Origin of the sequence: Brucella tritici, assembly GCF_008932295.1 — a bacterium.
Taxonomy (GTDB): Bacteria; Pseudomonadota; Alphaproteobacteria; order Rhizobiales; family Rhizobiaceae; genus Brucella; species Brucella tritici.
Map to the genome: position 1 here is coordinate 44,382 of NZ_WBWA01000022.1, position 19,783 is coordinate 64,164.

Genomic DNA, 19,783 nt, shown 5'->3' on the forward strand with positions numbered 1-19,783 from the left:
CCCTGCCTTTGCAGAATAGAAGGACACCGGGCCTTCACGACCCGGTGCCCAATAGATCGGCCCGTGATTATTTGCAGGTGTAGGATACGCCGTTCGCGTCATCGATCTGGCGGATAACGGCCCATTGATCCTTGAAAGTGATCGGGATGAACGCCTCCTGCGGCGGTTCGGAAGTCTGGAACTCCTTCAGCAGCGCCGATCCTTCCCAATTGTATGAGAAGAACGCATCCTTGATCTTTTCCTGCAATTCCGGGGTGAGGTTATGGGCGACGCCATAGCCGGTGGTCGGGAAAGTCTGCGACTTGAAGATAGAGACAAGCTGGTCTTTCTTGACAACATCGCGAGCAACCATTCGCTTCATCACGGAGTTCGCGATAGCGGCAGCAGGATAGTCCTTGTTTGCGACGCCGAGGATCGAGTTATCATGCTTGCCGGAGAACACTGGCTCGAAGTCGCTCCCCGCTACGAGCTTGTATTCCGACTTCAACAGCGCAGAAGGAGCCTTGAAGCCGGAGTTTGACGTCTCTGCGGTGAAGGCGAGCTTCTTGCCCTTTACGTCTTCGATTTTCTCAATACCCGAGCCGGGATAGGTGATGATTTCCATTTCGTAACCGAAGGCACCATCCTTGGACGCCATCATGGCGAAGGGGCGGAAGCCGGCACAGGCGACGGCGATCGGATTGGAGCCGGTGTTGAAGCCCGAGACGTGCAGACGACCCGCACGCATGGCCTCGATCTGTGCCGCGTTCTCCTGAACCGGGAAGAACTGGACCTTCTTGCCGGTCTTCTCGGCGAGATGATCGAGGAAGCCCTTCCAGACGTCGGCATAAACGGCCGGGTCTTCGACCGGCGTATAGGCGAAGACGAGCGTTGCCGGATCGACCAGCTTATCCTTGTCAGTCGGAATGTCGGCGACCATGTCGCCATTAGCGTCCGTGTAACGAGCATCGAGTTTGAATTCCGCCTGGGCAGGCATTGCAAATGCTACGGAAAGAGCCAGGACGGCCGCGAGCTTCTTCATCGGGTTCTCCATTGATCCAGAAAGGGTCACCCGCTTATTCGGCACTTCCGCTACAGGAATATGACAATTCTGTATATTTCCAGAAATACGGAAATATCGTATGTGACGGCAGTGAACGATCCTTGCTTCCGGACATGAAAATCGATATATCCAGACTTATGGAAAAATCAGCTATCGTAGAAGCGTTTGCGGCGATTGCCCAAGCCACTCGACTCGACGCACTTCGCCTCCTTCTCGATCACGCGGTGGACGGATTGCCGTCAGGCGATATCGGCAAATTGCTTGATATTCCCCAGAATACGATGTCATCACATCTCAACGTGTTGAAGCGAGCAGGTCTGGTACAGACGCAACGTGTCGGCACCACGATAATTTACCGTCCAAATACGGAGCTCGTCTGGCGGCTTGTCGAGTTTCTGGCGACAGACTTGTCTCCCCTTCCCGGCAAGCGTGCTCAAGCCGAAATCGCATCCGGCCAACCGGCAACGAGGGTCTTCAACGTTCTTTTTCTCTGCCGGGCAAACTCGGCACGGTCGATCATGGCAGAGGCTATCCTCCGCGATATGGCGCCCGACCGGTTTAAGGCGTTCTCCGCCGGTAATCTGCCGGCAACTGTAGTTCATCCCTTGGCGCTTGTGACGCTGCAGAAGATGGAATGCCCGATCGCTGACCTGCGACCCAAGAGTTGGGATGAGTTCAGGGGGGAAAACCGTATTGCGATGGATTTTGTGTTCACAGTTTGCGACACCCTCACCGGCGAGCAGTGTCCGTCTTGGCCGGGTCAGCCGTTTACCGCACACTGGGGGATCGACGATCCTGCTATTGTCGAAGGCTCGGAACTCCAAAAGCTCGCCGCCTTTCGCCGGGCAGCCGATGCCATAACCAACCGACTCTCCGTGTTTACGTCGCTTCCGATCGAATCGATCGATCGGATGTCTCTCCAGACGCAACTGAAAGCAATTGGGGACGCAAAGCTCTGACGGCGGCTATTGCAGTCCATAGCCGCAACCCCGCACAGTACGAACGGCGTCTTCTTTGCTACCGATGTTCAGCGATTTTCGCAGCCTCTTGATACTCACATCAACAATGCGTTCGTCCCTGTCGACATCGTTCCAAACCATCTCGAGGATTTCTTGACGGGAAAAAAGACGAGCTGGCTCCTTCAACATTGTCTGCAGCAGTCGGTATTCGGTTGGGCCAAGATGGATTTCCCGCCCCTTGCGCGAAACCCGGTGGGTTTCCAAGTTTAGGAATATCTCGCGATGGTTTAAAATCCTCGTTGTTGTCGAGCCTGAACGCTCTATCAGGGCATTGCTACGAGCGAGAAGCTCCTGCACGGAAAAGGGCCTCGGCAGGTAATCGTCGGCTCCGACGTCGAAAAAGGTGGTGGGGAGGGCATCCCCACCCAGGACGATGATTGCCAGCTGTCTTCGTTTGACGTTCGATCGCATGCGGACGAACGACTTGTGCAGAGCGCCGACCCGCCCAAGGGAATCAACGACGACCAGATCCGGTTGCCGCTCGGCGACCATGCGTTCGCACTGGTCTGCCATGCCACAAACTCCGGCGACGTAACCCTCCTCGCGGAAGCTCGCCTCGAGGATTGAGCCAACGCCCGTATCTTCCTGTACGATAACGACGCTCGGCATGCGCGTTACTCCATCGCGACAACAGTTTCAGCGCGCGGCCGATCGGCCGAGACATCATCACCTGTCACAATGTATTCGACCGTCTCAGCCAGATTGGTGGCATGGTCACCGACCCGCTCAAGGTTCTTCGCGCAGAAGAGCAGGTGGGCGCACACGGTGATCGAGCGCTGATCCTCCATCATATATGTCAGGAGCTCGCGAAAGAGCCCGTTATAGAGGACGTCGATATGCTCGTCCTGGCGGCGGACGTCGGACGCCATTTTCGCGTCGTTGTTTCTAAAGGCGTCAAGGGCGCCTGCCAGCTGTGTTTTAGCAGCTTCGGCCAGCGTACCGAAACCGGCGGAAACGACCCCCCTGTTGAGTGACGCATCGACTATCGCAGAGCGTTTGGCAATGTTTTTCGCGAGATCGCCCACGCGTTCGAGATTTGAAACCATGCGCATCGCACCGACGATCCGCCTCAGATCGTTCGCCACGGGCTGTCTGCGGGCAATGATTTGGACAGCTGCCGTTTCAGCGGTTCTCTGCATGGCATCAAGTTGAAGGTCAGCCTTGACGACCTCTTCTGCGAGTGCCTTGTCGTTACCAATGAGGGCATCGACGGACTTGTCGAGGAGCGTCGCAGCGATGCGCCCCATGGAAGAGACTTGTTCGGTCAGGTCGTGCAGCTCTTCGTCGAAAGCGCGAATAGTGTGATCCATCGTCATGATTTTTTCCTCAGCCGAAGCGCCCGGTGATGTAGTGCTGTGTTTTTTCGTTCTGCGGGTTTGTGAAGAACTCATTGGTCGCGTTGTACTCGGTCATTTCACCCAGGTGCATATACGCGGTATATGTTGATATGCGCGCAGCCTGCTGCATGTTGTGGGTGACGATGACGATCGTGTACTGATCCCGCAATTCAGCGACCAATTCCTCGATTTTCGCCGTGGCGATGGGGTCGAGCGCCGATGTCGGTTCGTCGAACAGAATGATTTCCGGGTTTGGAGCGAGGGTGCGGGCAATGCACAGACGTTGCTGCTGCCCTCCCGACAAACCGTAGGCCGACTGGTGGAGGCGATCCTTGACCTCGCTCCAGAGCGCTGCCCCCTGAAGAGCCTGCTCGACCCGCTCGTCGAGCAGGCTTTTCTTTGTGATACCGCGTACTTTTAGACCCGCCGCAACGTTCTCATAGATCGACTTCGGGAATGGGTTGGGTTTCTGGAAAACCATTCCGATCCGCAAGCGGATCAAAATCGGATCGATTGCCGAGGAGACTAGGTTTTGCTTTTCCGGCAGCAGTTCGATCGCACCCTCGTATCGGTTGCCCGGATAAAGATCATGCATACGGTTGAACGATCGCAGAAGCGTGCTCTTTCCGCAGCCTGACGGACCGATCAAGGCAGTGACCTGCTTGTCGGCGATCGGGAGATTGACCTTTTTCAGGGCGTGGAAATCTCCATACCAGAAATCCAGATCTCTTACCTCTGCCCGCAAGCGCTCAGGATGGATCAGAATATTGCGGGAGGAACTTGTCTGCTGGCTTGCGTTTACAGGCCGCAGTGCGGTTGTTGTATCGTTCATTTTCGGTCCGATCTCAGTTAGAGGCCAAGCTTGCGTCGAAGCCGGAAGCGTATCCAGATGGCAATGGCATTCATGCCCAGGGTCATGAACATCAGCACGACGCCTGTCGCCGCAGCATTGACATGGAAGGCTGCCTGCGGCCGTGATATCCAGTTGAACATCTGAATCGGCATCACCGTGAACGGCGCATTCAGCCAATCGAAATTAATGAAAGGAAAGTTTGCGTTCACGGGTGACGGCGGCAAGAACGCAATGAATGTCAGGGCACCGATCGTGATAATGGGTGCGGTTTCGCCGATAGCGCGCGACAACCCGACAATCGCTCCTGTGAGAATGCCAGGCCTGGCGGCGGGCAGGATATAGTGCCACATCGTCTGCCATTTATCGGCGCCAAGTCCGAACGCACCTTCGCGGATTGTCTGCGGGATGGCGCGGATAGCCTCTCTCGTCGCGACGATAACAATCGGCAGGATCAACAGTGCAAGAACCATGCCTGCGACTAGTACTGTTCGGCCCAGATCGGTGAGATAGACGAAAAATCCGAGGGCGAGCAGGCCATAGATAATTGACGGCACGCCAGCAAGATTGGTGACGTTGATTTCGATCACGTCTGTCAACCAGTTCTTCTTCGCGTATTCTTCCAAATAGAGACCAGCAGCGACACCCAGCGGAATGGCCAGAAGAGCAGTGACGAACATGACGAGGCATGTGCCCACCCACGCCGATAGAATTCCAGCATCTGCCGCCCGCCGTGACGGAAACTCAGTCAGAAAAGCATAGTCGATCCGAGCCAGTCCATCATTGAAGAGGTCAACGATAAGCGCGAGCAGGAAGGCCATGACGATGAACAGGATGATCAGGCCCATACTCGCAAACACGAGATCGTTTCGTTTTGCTCGATCGACCAGTTGAACTTGCGAGGAAGTGTCGTGGAGCGCAGTTATGTTCTCGGCGCTGATAGCCATCAGTAGGCCTCCCGGAAGCGGCGGCGAAGAAAGAAGCCGATGATGTTGAAGATCAGGGTCAACACGAAGAGCGCGAGGCCAGCCGCGAAAATGGTCTGATATGCTAGCGACCCGTGCGGCAAATCACCGAGGCTCATCTGAACGATGTAGGAGGTGATCGTTGCAGCACCCTCTCGCGGGTCTGCGGTCAGGTTCGGATTTTGGCCAGCCGCGATGGCAAGCACCATAGTCTCACCGACGGCACGGGACATGCCCAGGAGGTAAGCTGCGGTAATTCCGGAGAAAGCGCCGGGAATGATCACCCTGAACGACGTTTGCAGCCTGGTCATGCCAAGTGCGTAAGCTCCCTCCCTGAGAGAGGCCGGCACGGCGCGCATGGCGTCTTCGCTGATCGAGACGATATAGGGCATGATCATGATGCCGAGTACGATACCGGGCGCGAGAAGGTTGAAGCCGGTCAGGCCGGGAATGAATGTCTGAAGGAGAGGCGTGATAAAGAGCAGTGCGAAATAGCCGAAGACAACCGTCGGCACACCACCAAGTAGCTCGAGGATCGGCTTGACTGTCTCTCTAACGGCTGGCCGAGCATACTCACTCAGATAGACTGCCAGACTTGTTCCTAGAGGTATGGCGATCAGGATCGCAATCCCCGCGGCCCAAAGCGTTGCCGTGAGTAGTGGCAGGATACCATATCGCGGCTGGGCGAAGACGGGTGTCCATTCTGTGTCGGTCAGGAACGTCCACAGCGAGACCTGCATGAAGAAATTCCACGACTCGCTGACGAGCACATAGATGATCGCGGCCGTCACGAAAACCGAAAGGGCAGCAGACAGAAACAGCAACACACGCATCGACATATCGATGAGACGTCGCCGTTTCAGAAAAGCGTCACTTGGAAGATATGGGTCGAGCGTTGTAGGCATCATGTGCTCCGGTGAGGGCAGCCGCGAACGCTCGCGGCTGCCGGAAAGATATGGATTTTAGTTGGCTGCGTCGGCTACGAGATCGGAAACCGTCACGCCGACCTTGGAACCGCCTTCGAAGTGGCTTCCGGTCTTGCGGTTTTCGAACTTCTTGAGCGCGAGGCCGGCGGCCTCGGCAGGCAGAGCCACATAGCCGACTTCGCTGACGAGCTCTTCCTGGTTCTTCGCGTCGAAGAGGAACGAGACGAACGAACGAACGTGCTCCTTCTCATCGGCTGCCTTCTTGGAGGCGTAGTAGAACAATGGGCGGGTAAGCGGCTGGTAGGTTCCATCGGTCGCAGTCTCGATGGAAGGCGCCACGCACGATCCATCTGCCTGCTTGATCTCGACAGCTTTAACCTTGCCCGCGTTTTCGCTCAGGTAGGCAAGGCCCAGGAAGCCGATCGCATTCTTGTCACCGCCAACGCCCTGGATTGTGATGTTGTCATCTTCGGTCGCCGTGTAGTCGCCGCGGCTGGAGTGCTCTTTGCCGTTGATGGCGAGAGTATAGTAGTCATAGGTGCCAGAGTCAGTGCCGGCGCCGAACAGGCCGAGCTTGGCGTCGGGGAAGTCACCGCGGACCTGGTTCCAGTTGTTAACCTTCCCCTGGGCTTCAGGCTCCCAGATTTTCTTGAGCTCAGCAACCGTCATGCAGGTTGCCCAGTCATTCTGAGGGCTGACGATTGTCGCCAGTGCGTCGATTGCGACCGGCAGTTCGATGAATTCGACACCGTTCTGCTTGCAGAGCTCGATCTCTTCCGAACGGATCGGGCGCGATGCGCCGGTGATGTCCGTCTCGCCACGGCAGAACTTCTTGAAGCCGCCGCCGGTACCGGAGGAACCAACCGTAACAAGCGTCTTGCCAGCCTGGGCCTTCTGGAACTCTTCGGCCATGGCTTCGGAAATGGGAAAAACGGTGCTGGAACCGTCGATCAGCACGGTCGGTGCCTGCTGTGCGAAGGACGGCGCGACAAGAAGACCGAGCGTCAGAACCGAGACTGCGGAAGAAGCGAAGGCGGCGCGCGCCGGGCGAAAGGTTTTCGTGTTGTGTGTCATGACGACCCTCTGTGAATTCAGAAAAGCTGAACGCGACATCCGCGAACGCAGGGCGGTCATAGTATTGTTCGATGACACTTTTATGTCAATCAAGTATAGTATGGTATATCCAGATGGATTGATATTTATAAATTGCGATAATTACTTGAAACTTGTGCCAATTCGATATTTATATTGATTAACAACTGCCGGCCTCAACTGCCAGCGTAAACCGCCACGGAGCGAGGAGAGAAAGGTAGCCCACAGCGCCCTTTAAAGCAATCATATTTCCAGATTTCTGGATATTTGGTGTACGTCATAAAATTGCGTTGAAACTGTAATAAATGCCCTCCAACGAAATCTAGGAAAGCGGGCGCATGTCTCCAAAGGTATTGATCGTCGAAGACGAGGAAGCGCTGAGCGTCCTTCTCCGATACAACCTCGAAGCTGAGGGATATCTCGTCGAAGCGATCAGTCACGGCGAGGAAGCCGACATCGCACTCCAAGAGAATGTTCCAGATTTACTGGTTCTGGACTGGATGCTGCCGGGAGTCTCAGGAATTGAACTTTGCCGACGCCTTCGCGCTCGGCCGAATACCGAGCGATTGCCAGTGATTATGCTGACAGCGCGAGGAGAAGAGACGGAACGCGTTCGCGGACTGGCAACAGGTGCCGATGATTATCTGGTAAAACCGTTCTCGACTCCGGAGCTCATGGCCAGGGTGCGAGCTCTGTTGCGGCGATCGAAACCAGCGTTGATATCTTCCATTTTGCGCTATGCAGACATTGAACTCGATCGAGAGAGCCACCGCGTCCATCGGGAACGACGCGAGGTCCGGCTTGGACCGACCGAGTTCCGGCTTCTTGACTTCCTCATGGCTTCGCCAGGGCGTGTTTTCTCGCGCGCACAACTGCTCGACGGCGTATGGGGGCACGATCTTTACGTGGATGAGCGGACCGTGGATGTCCACATAGGCCGGCTTCGGAAAGCTCTCAACTTTTCCAATAAACCGGATCTCATTCGCACCGTCAGAGGCGCAGGATACTCGATGGATATGGGATTAAAATAGCGACCCGACCTTCATCGTAGTTTCATCAAGAGCAATAGGAAAAACGGCGGGATCATATTACAGTTTTATGACGGCTCTGGAGGAGAGCCCTGAGGAGGTTGTCGTTGCCAATTCGACACCAGTCGCGCAGTAGGCCCGTAGCTGAACATGGCATTTCGCGCCGGGCAGCGATTGGCGGAGCTTTGTCTGCAATATGCTTCGCGGCCTCAAGTGCTAAAAGCGAGCCATCATCCGGGGCACCACAGGCTGGCGTGATACGGTTCGGCCTGACACCGGTGTTTCTCTCGAATGACCTGGAAGTTCTGGACGAGTTGCAGGTTTACCTGTCCGGCGCTGTCGGACAAAAGGTACAACTGGTCACTCAGCGGACCTACCAGGAGGTCACGGCCCTATTGATCTCGGGTAACCTTGAGGCCGCATGGATCTGCGGCTACCCGTTTATGAAGTACCGCTCCGAACTGGATCTGGTCGCGACACCACTATGGCGAGGCCAACCGCTTTACCAGTCCTACCTCATTGTTGCCCATCATCGCGACATCAGGACCTTTGACGCCTGTCGCGGTGATATCCACGCCTTCTCAGACCCCGATTCCAATTCGGGCTATCTTGTCACGAAAACCTACTTGGCGGAGCGTGGTGTCACCGAAGAAGCATTCTTCCGCAAGTCGTTTTTTACCTATGGGCACCGCAACGTTATCCGGGCCGTCGCTTCGGGGCTCGCCGATTCCGGAAGCGTCGATGGCTACGTTTGGGAAGTCATGAAACAGACCGAACCGGAATTGGTGTCCAAGACCAAGGTACTGGTAAAGTCTGACTGGCACGGCTTCCCGCCCGTTGCAGCCGCGATAGGTCAGCGGCAGAGCCAGACGGTTGCCCGGATAAGACACGCTCTGCTGCAAATGGACAAGGACGAGAAGGGCCGATCCGTGCTTGAGCGACTCCAACTCGACGGTTTCACGCAGGTCCCACCTCAAAATTACGATAGTATCGCCAACAATATGGAACGCGTTCGGAGGCTGGGGTGAGCCTCATCGAGCGTATGCGCAGTATTCCACTGACAGTTCGGGTCCCATTGATGGTGGCGACCCTGATGATTGTCATAAGCGTCATCATCTCGGAACGGGTTCTGGCACGCCTTCAAAACATGCAGGAACTACACCTGAACGGTGTTGTAGGAACGTATTTCGACGGCTTGTCCACGGCCCTGATCCCGGCGGTGCTGCGTCAGGATGTCTGGGAAACCTATGACCTGCTCGACCGCACCCGCACAATGTTTGAGGCTGTCTCTCCGATCGAGACAGTCGTAACAGGACGAGACGGCACGGTACTCGCGTCCAGCGATCCACGCACTATTCCGGTGCTTTCCAAATTGCCGACGGCCTTTGCGGACCCAAGCAATGAAAGTGAGATCCGCGTCGAGTGGCAGTCGAACACAGGGTTCGGTGTCAGGCAGCTCCTCTATCAGGGAAAAATGATCGGAACCGTACACGCCTCGTTCGACATCTCGCATTTGGTTGCGGAGCGGCGCCAAGTTCTCCAGACACTTCTTGCAACGAACGCTGCCCTCGCAATCGTCTTCGCGGCAGTCGGCTACATTCTGACCAGGCGTATGGTCAAGCCAGTCGCAACGCTTGCGCAACACATGCGCTCTGGCGCAGCCGGGCAGCCATATACCATTCCGCCCGAAGAATTTCCCCATCGCAGGGGGGAGCTCGCCGATCTGTTCTATGGTTTCAATGCCCTCGTGGAGGCTGAGCAGCAGCGCAGCGCGCTGACGCGCCGACTGGCCGAGGAGGAAAAACTCGCCAGTCTGGGGCGACTTGCTTCCAGCATGGCCCACGAGATCAATAATCCACTCGGAGGACTATTCAACACCATCGATACGTTGAAGCAACACGGGGGAAATGAAGGGGTGCGAAACACCAGTCTGTCCCTTCTGGAACGAGGTCTTGGCGGAATTCGCGACGTAGTACAAGCAACGCTGGCAACCTATCGACCGGATCGCTCCGGCCATCCATTGGTCCTCAAAGATCTGGAGGATGTACGCTTGCTCGCCGGGCCGGTTGTTGCGGGCCGTACACAGACCTTAAACTGGATGAGCAAACCAGCCGAACTCACTTTCCCTGCCTTGCCCGGCTCGGCGGTACGGCAAGCACTGCTGAACCTCGTGTTAAACGCGAGCGCCGCTGCGGGCGACTATGGTGAGATTTTTGTCGAAACCCGTCTTGGGGAGGAAGGCTCGACGTTGATCCTCTCTGTTGCGGATACGGGACCAGGCCTGTCAAAGGCCGCAGTTGACGTCCTCACATCAGCAGATCCGTGGTCCGCAGCTCAGTCAGCCGGAGGTCTTGGACTGTGGATGGTGCGCAGGATGGTCGACGAAACAAGCGGACATATCCGCGTTCGTAGTGGCGATGCGGCACATACCGTCATCGAACTACATTTACCGATTTCAATTCCTGGGGAGGAAGCAAGCCATGCAGCGTGAAACAGGACGCATCGCCATAGTGGAAGACGATCCGATCATGGGCGAATCGCTCCTCCAGCGCCTTTCGCTTGAGGGCCACAGGGTCAAATGGTGGACGAAGGGAGAGCAGGCCATGCGCGAGCTCGCAAGCGGGTCGGAACCCTTCGATCTCGTCGTTTGCGATATTCGTCTCCCGGACATCAATGGCGAAGACGTTTTCCGCCGGGCTAGCCGGGATACCGCAACACCTTTCCTGTTCATGTCCGGCTACGCCGACATAGACCAGGCAGTGCGCCTGATGCGCAGTGGCGCGGTCGATTTCATTTCCAAACCCTTCGACATGACGGCTTTCCTCGATCGCGTCTCATCGAGCCTCAGAAGTAAGCCACAAAATGAGCCAAACGGTCCTCTGGGTATTTCCGGTGCGATGCGCAGCACCGAACAGATGTTGCGTCGCTACGCCTCCCACCCCCTCCCCGTGCTCATTCAGGGAGAGACCGGGACCGGCAAGGAAGTCAGCGCCAGGTTCCTGCACCAGATATCAAAGCGCGCCCACGCCCCCTTCATCGCCGTAAACTGTGCAGCCATTCCAGCCGAACTTTTGGAAAGCGAGCTGTTCGGTCACGAAAAAGGAGCCTTTACAGGTGCCCACCAGCTTCATCGGGGTTACGCCGAACGCGCTGGGGAGGGCATTCTTTTTCTCGACGAGATCGGCGACATGCCTCCCGCCCTACAGGCCAAACTTCTTCGTCTCATCGAAGATGGCTGGTTTCACCGGGTTGGCAGTGAAACGACAATCCCGTTCAAGGCCCGCATTGTCTGTGCCACTCATCAGGAGATCGGGGGCGACGGAAGCTCTTTTCGCAAGGACCTGTTCTTTCGTCTTTCAGCCCTCCCGATCAGGCTTGCGCCGTTGCGTGAGCGTCACGAAGACATTCTCTGGCTCGCCCAACATTTCCTCGAGGAGATCATGCAGATCCGGGAGACCCGCGTCCGCGGGATCAGTACGTTTGCCGAGGATGCCATGCTCGAACACTGTTGGCCCGGGAATGCTCGCGAACTCCGAAATCGGCTGGAACGCGGTGCGGCCCTTTCGGAAAACCTGCTACTGATGCCGGCGGATATCTTTCCTGACGTTGTTAGCGGATCCGATAGGGCACGGGTCGAAACGCTTTCGGATGCACGCGATGCCGCCGAACGCCGACAGATCCTGCGGGCGCTAAGCGCAACCGGCGGACAGATTTCCCAGGCCGCGGGGCAACTCGGCATTTCACGCACAACACTCTGGGAGAAAATGACGCGTTTCGGGATAGAAGCAGCCGGACGTTCGGCCAAATGAACAACGGTGGCGACAGGCTGTTCGGAGAAGCGAACGTGCGGCTGGCCTTTAAACAAAAAAATCTATGTATTTCAGTATATTAGGAATTGGCACGGTTATTGCTGATCATCCTCCGACATCAAATGGAGGAGGATCGCATGTCACGCTGTCGAAACATGGTCGATCTTGGTCGACGCCAGTTCCTGCGCGGAGGGGCGCTGGCTGCTGCAAGCGCAGGTGTCGCCGTTTCTGGCGTCGGCGCACCACAGGCCAGAGCCGCTACCGCTGCGGCCGGGCTCGAGTATCCTGTCAACCGTCTGGCAAACATTTCCGAATTGACGCTGAACGAGCCGCTCGACGTGGGCTATCCCGATGAGGATGCCGCAGGCGTCCTCATCAAACTCGGAGTTCGCGTGGAGGGCGGCGTCGGTCCAGATGGCGACATCGTCGGCTTTTCCACCATCTGTCCCCATAAGGGTTTTCCGTTGAGCTATTCGGCGGACAACAAAACCTTCAACTGTCCGGGCCATTTCTCTGTCTTCGACCCCGAAAAGGGAGGCCAACAGGTCTGGGGACAGGCTACGCAAAATCTGCCCCAATATGTCCTGCGTGTCGCTGATAACGGCGATATTTTCGCTGAGGGCGTCGACGAGCTCATCTACGGCCGCCTCTCCAACGTCTTGTAAGGGAAAAAGATCATGGCTTTCAAACGTCACATCGACCGTCTGCCGATCATTCCCGCAGACGCCAAGAAGCACAACGTCACCTGCCACTTCTGCATCGTCGGCTGCGGCTATCACGCCTATACTTGGCCGATCAACAAGCAGGGCAGTACCGATCCGCAGAAGAACGTGTTTGGCGTCGATCTGTCGGAACAACAGCAGGCGGAAACCGATGCCTGGTATTCGCCATCCATGTACAACGTGGTCAAGCAGGATGGCCGCGATGTTCATATTGTCATCAAGCCCGACCATGAATGCGTGGTCAATTCCGGCCTCGGCTCGGTGCGCGGCGCAAGAATGGCCGAAACGAGTTTTTCCGAAGCGCGCAACACCCAGCAACAGCGTCTGACAGATCCGTTGGTCTGGCGCTACGGCCAGATGCAGCCGACAAGCTGGGACGATGCACTCGATCTTGTCGCACGCGTGACCTCGAGGATCGTTAAAGAGAAGGGTGAGGATGCGCTGATTGTTTCTGCCTTCGATCATGGAGGTGCTGGCGGCGGCTATGAAAACACCTGGGGCACCGGAAAGCTTTATTTCGAAGCGATGAAGGTCAAGAATATTCGTATCCACAACCGCCCTGCCTACAATTCCGAGGTGCACGGAACGCGCGACATGGGCGTCGGTGAATTGAACAACTGCTACGAAGACGCCGAACTTGCCGATACGATCGTGGCGATCGGGACCAACGCGCTCGAGACGCAAACCAACTATTTCCTGAACCATTGGGTCCCAAACTTGCGGGGCGAAAGCCTCAACAAAAAAAAGCAGGTGATGCCCAACGAACCGCATGAGGCAGCCAGGATCATTATAGTCGATCCGCGCCGCACAGTGACGATCAACGCCTGCGAAGAAGTAGCTGGCAAGGATAATGTTCTGCATCTTGCGATCAACTCCGGCACTGACCTCGCTCTGTTCAATGCACTGTTCACCTATATCGCCGACAAGGGCTGGGTCGATCGCGAATTCATCGACAAATCGACCTTGCGCCAAGGAGGCGTGGCACGGCCGCCGCAATATCCCGCGAGCGGCGAATCGGACAGCCAGCCTGGACATTTGTCCAACTTCGAGGGCGCCGTCGAAGGCTGTCGTATGTCCATCGAGGATGCCGCGAAAATAACGGGGCTCGAGCAAGCCGAGATCGTAAAGGCAGCCGAGTGGATCGGTATGCCGAAGGAAGGCGGAAAGCGCCGCCGCGTCATGTTCGGTTACGAAAAAGGCCTGATCTGGGGTAATGACAATTATCGCACCAACGGCGCCGTGGTGAACATTGCGCTGGCCACGGGCAATATTGGCCGACCAGGTGGCGGTGTAGTTCGTCTCGGCGGTCACCAAGAGGGTTATGTTCGCCCATCGGATGCTCATGTCGGCCGGCCGGCCGCTTATGTAGACCAGCTTCTGATAGGTGGCCAGGGCGGAGTTCACCACATCTGGGGCTGCGACCACTACAAGACGACGCTCAACGCCCACGAGTTCAAGCGTGTCTACAAGAAGCGGACTGACATGGTGAAAGACGCCATGAGTGCGGCCCCCTATGGCGACCGTGAGGCGATGGTTAACGCCATTGTGGCTGCCATAGACAAAGGCGGCCTCTTCGCAGTTAACGTCGACATTATCCCGACCAAGATCGGCGAAGCTTGCCATGTCATCCTGCCAGCCGCCACATCGGGTGAGATGAACCTCACCTCGATGAACGGCGAGCGACGTATGCGCTTGACCGAGCGTTTCATGGACCCGCCTGGCCAGGCGATGCCAGACTGCCTGATCGCGGCTCGCCTCGCCAACAATATGGAACGTATTCTGACGGAGATGGGGGACGCGACCTATGCCGGACAGTTTAAGGGTTTCGACTGGCAAACCGAAGAAGAAGCCTTCATGGACGGGTACAACAAGCATGCTCATGGCGGCGAGTTTGTGACCTACGAGCGGCTACGCGCCATGGGCACAAATGGTTTCCAGGAACCGGCGACGGGCTTTGCTGACGGCAAGATCGCCGGCACCCAGCGTCTCTATACGGACGGCGTGTTTTCCACTGATGATGGAAAGGCTCGCTTCATGGATGCTCCCTGGCGCGGGCTGCAGGCCCCTGGAAAGCAGCAGCAGAAGGACAGTCATAAGTTCCTGATCAACAACGGTCGCGCAAACATCGTTTGGCAATCTGCCTTTCTCGACCAGGAAAACGACTTCGTCATGGACCGATGGCCGTATCCCTTTATCGAGATGAACCCGCAGGACATGACAGAGGCGGGACTGAAGGAGGGTGATCTCGTCGAGATCTACAACGACGCCGGCGCGACCCAGGCAATGGCTTATCCAACACCAACGGCGCGGCGCGGTGAAACCTTCATGCTGTTTGGGTTTCCGACCGGCGTACAGGGAAACGTCACGAATGCTGGGACGAATGAACTCATCATTCCGAACTACAAGCAGACTTGGGGCAACATCCGCAAGATTGCCAACGCACCCCGGAATGTTGCCCATCTCACCTTCAAATCGAAGGAATACCGTTCGCTCTGACTCTCCAGGAGGGCGGCAAAGCCGCCCTCAAAATCTCCCGTGAATAAAAGGAACTCACATGCGGCATTTTCTCGCCACACTATCGTTATGCGTGCTTATGGCGCCTCTCGCCCACGCAGAAGGCAACGTCGACAACGGTGCAACCATATTCAAGAAATGTGCGGCTTGTCATGCGGTCGGCGAAGGCGCAAAAAACAAGGTTGGGCCAGAACTAAATGCGATTATCGGCAGAAAGGTAGCCGCAGTCGAGGGCTTCAACTACTCCGCCGCCTTCAAGACCAAAGCGGAAGAGGGATGGGTGTGGGACGAAAGCCACCTCACGGAATATCTTACCAATCCCAAAGCCTATATCAAGGGCACGAAGATGGCATTCGCAGGACTGAAAAAGCCCGAGGAAATTGCAGATCTCATCGCCTATCTTAAAACATTCCAGACACCATGAAAGCTCAAGGTGCCCGCCTTCCGATGAAGCGGGCACCGTCGTCGCACGCGGGGAAGCATATGAATATCAAGATTGGTCTGGAGAGCGAAGTAAGCGGGTGTTTTGACAACGCAGGTAAGATGAAATTCGAGGATGCTGTCGAAGCCGCAATACGGTGTGCGATACCTGTTTCCCAAACTGAACGTGTAGCATTGCTACGCGCGGCGGGGCGTATCTTGGCCGGTGATGTTGGTGCGCCTGTCCCGCTACCTCGGTTCGATCACTCCGCCATGGATGGATTTGCCGTTCGAACTCGCAGCTTTGATGGGCCGGGACCTTGGAATGCCCGGATTGAGAGCGTTATCGCTGCAGGTAGCTCTGGAAGCCGCTCCGTTCCCGAAGATCATGCCGCTGTCGAAATCTATACTGGCGCCCCCATCCCCTATGGCTTCGATGCTGTGATGACGCGCGAAAGCTGCGTGCGGGCTGATGGTAAAATCGCGTTTCACGTCGCTCCAACTCCGGGACTGAATATTCGCAAAGCAGGCGAAGATATTGTGGACGGAGAAGTTGCCGTAACGGATGGAAGTGTCGTTACACCGCACATCGCTGCGCTCCTGGCGGGATTGGGCATCCGCGAGATTGAGGTGCGTCCCAAAGTGCGTGTCGCCTTCTTCTCCACCGGTTCCGAGCTGCGTCAGCCCGGCGAACGGCTTCAGGATGGTCAGCTGTACGATTCCAACCGCTACATGGTCACAGCAATGTTGGCCCTACCGTGGATCGATTTTACCGATCTCTGTCACTTGGATGACAACCTTGACATGATTGCCCAATGTCTCGCCGATGCGTCGAACCAATTTGACGTGGTGATTGCTTCAGGCGGGATGTCGCATGGCGGGGCTGACTTCATGCGACAGGCTCTGATCGCGAACGGCGGCGAGCTTTCTGTCAGCAGTGTCTTGATGCGACCGGGCAAACCCGGGGTTATTGGCAGGGTCTCGAATGCGCTCTTCATTGGCCTGCCCGGAAATCCGATGGCCGCCGCCGTGGTGCTAGAGCAAATCGGCTTACCCGCTCTTCGCGCCACTGGAGGAATGCGTTTGCACCGTTCTCCGTGCCATTCAGCTATAGCCGGCTTCGAACTTACAAAGCGCGAAGGTCGCACGGAGTTTGTTCCGGTGAGAGTCATCGGCGAGAACGATATAGGCCTACCTGTTCTCGCAAAGCTGGGTCGTGGGTCATCCGGGAGTTTGTCGCCGATGGCGCAAGGTGACGGAATCGCGCTGCTCGAGCCAAAGACCACGTGCGTCAGCACAGGCCAAGCGGTGCAATTCTACCCTTTCGGATAACATAGTCGAGGTTCGGACCGGTCAACGAGACGAGATTTCACAAAACACAGCGGCCCTCCACGCCTTGAAAGGATACGAACCAGCGACCCCCGATATCCGTGCAGGGTTTTTCTTATCAAACTGAAGAATCTCACCTTTGCGGCCAAGTGACAATTACAGAACTTTGGCACGCCATTTCGCGATGATAAATGACGATAGGCCGACCACTGCGTCGCGGCCACGCCGTCCTCCAGAGGGCGGCAGCAGACAATCGTGATTTCACGGGGCGTGTCGCAAATTCTTTTGGTTAACTAGGAGCCCGTCCGAGTATTGCTTTTGCTGGGGAGGGTGATGGGTGGACGCCGGGTCGCTGCGCCCCTCAAGGCCTGTTCTGGGCCAGCTTCAGGAGGTTGTGGGCTGTGCAGATCATTGCCCATTCGGCTCGGACCTGACCGAGCCCCCGTAGAAGGAACTGCCGGAAGCCTCTGGCTTGCTTGATCTGCCCGAAGACCGGCTCGACCACCTGTTTTCGCAGACGATAGCGACTGTGCCGTCCCGCGCGGCGGAGAGTTTCGGCCATTTCGCGCATCAGCGGCATCTTCGTCAGCTTGCGTCGTCCTGCAGCGTGCGCTTCGCCATGGCGGGCCCGGCCCGGTGGCAGATAAGATTTAATCCGTCGTTCCTTCATAGCGGCAAGGTTCGTTTCGGTGGCGAAGCCCGCATCGCCCGAGACCTCACGTGGCTTTCGGCCGAGATGGAGGGTGATGTCATCCACGAGCGGAACGAGTGCGCGGTAATCGGCCGAGGTGGTCACAAGCCGATGCGCCACAATGATCTGATGGGCCGCATCGACTGCAATCTGGCCGTTGTAGCCCTGGATGAAGCCATCGCGCGTCGGCAAGATGCGGCTGTCGGGATCGGTGAAGTTCTTCTGCGCCCGATCCGGTGGCCCACCGTCATCGCCACGCAGGGGACGGCCTTGCCAGCGCATGCCAGACGATGCGCCCGGCCCGCTCTCGTCTTCCGGATCGGGCGGGGTGGCGGCTTCCGCTTCGAGGGCTGCCTTGGCAGTACGGATCGCCTCCAGACGGCGTTGCTTGTCGGCCATCCAGTCCGGCGTCTCGTCGCCGCGCCGGTTCTCCCCTCGTTCGGCATCCTCGGCCGTGTCGATTTCATTCGCGCGCGCCAGCCAGTTCTCCACTTCGGCTGCCAGCGCCGGTTCGGCCGTCTTCATCCGGCCGTAGCTCATCGCTTTGTGCCGCGAGGCATTCGCCTTCAGCTTCGTACCATCCACCGCAACATGGCCGAATTGCACCAGCCCCACCGCACGGCAAAGCCGTAGGACCTGCACGAACAGGTCCGACAGCGCCGCGAGGTGGCGCTTGCGGAAATCGGCAATCGTGCGGAAGTCGGGCCGGTTCAGCCCCGTAACGGCCATTACGTCAACCCGCTCCTCGCACGCACGGGCAAGCTGGCGCGACGAATAAAGACCCCGGCTGTAACCATACAGCAACAACGCCACCATCATGCCGGGATGGTATGGCGGATAACCCCGCTCCTCGGTGTACGTCCCGAAAATGGCCGACAGATCAAGCACCTCTCGAACCGTGTCCCTGACAAAGTGAGCCATGTGTCCGGCCGGCACGAATTCGTGCAAGGAAGGCGGCAGGAGCCAACCCTGGTCAACGTCCCAATCGCGAAAGGTCTTGCTCATCAAGCAAATGAATCATGCCTCAACCCGACAGTCCAGATATTACTCGGACGGGCTCCTAGCTGTTGACCACAACGGTGGAAATTCAGCTCCCGATGTAGCGGAGCGTAGCCATGATTCTGAATGCCATTGCCGAAAAGCTGAAGCGCCAGTCGAAGGACGATTTCAAAGGGCGGCATTTCGAGGCATGGCTGATCGTGCAGGCAGTGACATGGTATCTACGGTATCCGCTCAGCTACAGAGATCTCGAGGAGATGTTCCGCGAGCGCGGCTTCGAGGTCGACCATAGTACAATCAACCGCTGGGTCCTCGCCTATGCACCTGTAATCGAGAAGCGCCTACGCCAGTTTCGCCGACCGCATTGTGGCTCAGTCAGGATTGACGAGACCTACGTCAAGATCCGGGGCAAGTGGCGATACCTGTACCGCGCCATCGACAAGCACGGAAACCCGGTCGACTTCTTGCTCACCGCGAAGCGCGATCTCGACGCCGCCAAGCGCTTCTTCCGTAAGATGCTCAAGGATGAGCCGCTACTATCGCCGGGTAAGATCGGTACAGATGGCGCTAACACGTTTCCTTCAACGATCAAAACAGCCATCGATGACGGGCTCCTGCATCCGAGCCCGGTACATTATGTCACGAAGCACCTCCAGCAAGGCATCGAGAGCGACCACTTCCGGGTCAAGAAGAACATGCCCAAGATCGGCTGCTTCCAGTCATTCAAAACGGCGCGCCGGACGATCGCTGGGTTCGAAGCGATGTTGTGGCTGCGCAAAGGCTTCGGCTTTTCCGGCGACTGGACAATCAACGACCAGAATGACCTGCTCGGGCGCCTCTTCGGACTTCAAAAGGTTAACAAAGCGTGAAAATGCCACCGTTCGCGGGGTAGTCTCAGCCTACTGCAAGGTTTGCGACAAGCCCCACGAAAGCCGTAGCAGCAGCATATCCAGCAATTCGTAACAAGTTTCGATCGTCAACCAGCATTAATCCCTCCAGTTCTCGTTGATCATCTTCGTTCATCAGATCCTATCATTCGA

At 56.9% G+C, this 19,783-nt stretch carries 18 protein-coding genes; 10 read left to right on the forward strand and 8 right to left on the reverse strand.

Translation table 11 applies throughout. The features are described from left to right. Positions 1 to 67 precede the first annotated feature (67 nt). Complete coding sequence (phnD, locus tag F9K91_RS19065; RefSeq protein ID WP_151678470.1) at positions 68 to 1,021, reverse strand: phosphate/phosphite/phosphonate ABC transporter substrate-binding protein; 954 nt, start codon at positions 1,019 to 1,021, stop codon at positions 68 to 70. An 11-nt stretch (positions 1,022 to 1,032) separates the two neighbouring features. On the opposite strand from phnD, the gene F9K91_RS19070 reads away from it, so the two are divergent. Continuing rightward, positions 1,033 to 2,001, forward strand: a complete 969-nt coding sequence (locus tag F9K91_RS19070; protein ID WP_235913282.1) for a metalloregulator ArsR/SmtB family transcription factor — start codon at positions 1,033 to 1,035, stop codon at positions 1,999 to 2,001. 6 nt (positions 2,002 to 2,007) lie between these two features. On the opposite strand, the gene F9K91_RS19075 is transcribed toward F9K91_RS19070, so the two are convergent. Genes F9K91_RS19075 through F9K91_RS19100 form a run of 6 tightly spaced genes read right to left on the reverse strand, consistent with a single transcriptional unit; the run spans position 2,008 to position 7,213 of the window. After that, complete coding sequence (locus F9K91_RS19075) at positions 2,008 to 2,670, reverse strand: winged helix-turn-helix domain-containing protein (protein ID WP_151678471.1); 663 nt, start codon at positions 2,668 to 2,670, stop codon at positions 2,008 to 2,010. 5 nt (positions 2,671 to 2,675) lie between these two features. Next, positions 2,676 to 3,377, reverse strand: coding sequence for a phosphate signaling complex protein PhoU (gene phoU / locus F9K91_RS19080; protein WP_151678472.1), 702 nt, complete (start codon positions 3,375 to 3,377; stop codon positions 2,676 to 2,678). Between the two features lie 10 nt (positions 3,378 to 3,387). Next, a complete protein-coding gene (pstB, locus tag F9K91_RS19085; protein ID WP_167522232.1) occupies positions 3,388 to 4,230 on the reverse strand; it encodes a phosphate ABC transporter ATP-binding protein PstB in 843 nt (280 codons plus the stop codon). 17 nt (positions 4,231 to 4,247) lie between these two features. After that, positions 4,248 to 5,195 carry a phosphate ABC transporter permease PstA gene (pstA, locus tag F9K91_RS19090; RefSeq protein ID WP_151678473.1) on the reverse strand — a complete coding sequence of 316 codons (948 nt, stop codon included), beginning with the start codon at positions 5,193 to 5,195 and terminating at the stop codon, positions 4,248 to 4,250. Continuing rightward, entirely contained in the window at positions 5,195 to 6,121 is a 927-nt protein-coding gene (gene pstC / locus F9K91_RS19095; protein ID WP_235913284.1) for a phosphate ABC transporter permease subunit PstC, read from the reverse strand. The genes pstA and pstC overlap by 1 nt, the downstream gene beginning before the upstream one ends. A gap of 54 nt (positions 6,122 to 6,175) precedes the next feature. Further along, positions 6,176 to 7,213, reverse strand: a complete 1,038-nt coding sequence (locus tag F9K91_RS19100; protein ID WP_151678474.1) for a PstS family phosphate ABC transporter substrate-binding protein — start codon at positions 7,211 to 7,213, stop codon at positions 6,176 to 6,178. Between the two features lie 356 nt (positions 7,214 to 7,569). Between F9K91_RS19100 and phoB the strand changes: the two genes are divergently transcribed. From phoB to F9K91_RS19140, 8 genes are all read left to right on the forward strand, one after another. Next, the gene (gene phoB / locus F9K91_RS19105) at positions 7,570 to 8,262 is read left to right on the forward strand and encodes a phosphate regulon transcriptional regulator PhoB (RefSeq protein ID WP_151678475.1); all 693 of its coding nucleotides are present in this window, start codon (positions 7,570 to 7,572) and stop codon (positions 8,260 to 8,262) included. Between the two features lie 104 nt (positions 8,263 to 8,366). Continuing rightward, entirely contained in the window at positions 8,367 to 9,287 is a 921-nt protein-coding gene (locus tag F9K91_RS19110; RefSeq protein WP_235913292.1) for a substrate-binding domain-containing protein, read from the forward strand. Continuing rightward, positions 9,284 to 10,750, forward strand: coding sequence for a sensor histidine kinase (locus F9K91_RS19115; RefSeq protein WP_151678477.1), 1,467 nt, complete (start codon positions 9,284 to 9,286; stop codon positions 10,748 to 10,750). Before F9K91_RS19110 ends, F9K91_RS19115 begins: the two co-directional genes overlap by 4 nt. Further along, on the forward strand, positions 10,740 to 12,068 hold the full coding sequence (aioR, locus tag F9K91_RS19120; RefSeq protein WP_151678478.1) for an arsenic response regulator transcription factor AioR: 1,329 nt from the start codon (positions 10,740 to 10,742) through the stop codon (positions 12,066 to 12,068). The genes F9K91_RS19115 and aioR overlap by 11 nt, the downstream gene beginning before the upstream one ends. A 137-nt stretch (positions 12,069 to 12,205) precedes the next feature. Then, positions 12,206 to 12,733: an arsenate reductase (azurin) small subunit gene (locus F9K91_RS19125; protein WP_208852706.1), complete on the forward strand. Its 528-nt coding sequence runs from the start codon at positions 12,206 to 12,208 to the stop codon at positions 12,731 to 12,733. A gap of 12 nt (positions 12,734 to 12,745) precedes the next feature. Then, the gene (locus F9K91_RS19130; RefSeq protein ID WP_151678479.1) at positions 12,746 to 15,286 is read left to right on the forward strand and encodes an arsenate reductase (azurin) large subunit; all 2,541 of its coding nucleotides are present in this window, start codon (positions 12,746 to 12,748) and stop codon (positions 15,284 to 15,286) included. A 58-nt stretch (positions 15,287 to 15,344) separates the two neighbouring features. After that, positions 15,345 to 15,728 (forward strand): c-type cytochrome, encoded by a 384-nt coding sequence (locus F9K91_RS19135; RefSeq protein ID WP_151678480.1) that lies wholly within the window; start codon positions 15,345 to 15,347, stop codon positions 15,726 to 15,728. Positions 15,729 to 15,787: 59 nt separating this feature from the next. After that, positions 15,788 to 17,056, forward strand: coding sequence for a molybdopterin molybdotransferase MoeA (locus F9K91_RS19140; RefSeq protein ID WP_151678481.1), 1,269 nt, complete (start codon positions 15,788 to 15,790; stop codon positions 17,054 to 17,056). 358 nt (positions 17,057 to 17,414) lie between these two features. On the opposite strand, the gene F9K91_RS19145 is transcribed toward F9K91_RS19140, so the two are convergent. Then, positions 17,415 to 18,749 (reverse strand): IS1182 family transposase, encoded by a 1,335-nt coding sequence (locus F9K91_RS19145; protein ID WP_151678482.1) that lies wholly within the window; start codon positions 18,747 to 18,749, stop codon positions 17,415 to 17,417. A 110-nt stretch (positions 18,750 to 18,859) separates the two neighbouring features. Between F9K91_RS19145 and F9K91_RS19150 the strand changes: the two genes are divergently transcribed. Continuing rightward, entirely contained in the window at positions 18,860 to 19,612 is a 753-nt protein-coding gene (locus F9K91_RS19150; RefSeq protein ID WP_035228067.1) for an IS6 family transposase, read from the forward strand. The last annotated feature ends 171 nt before the right edge of the window (positions 19,613 to 19,783 follow it).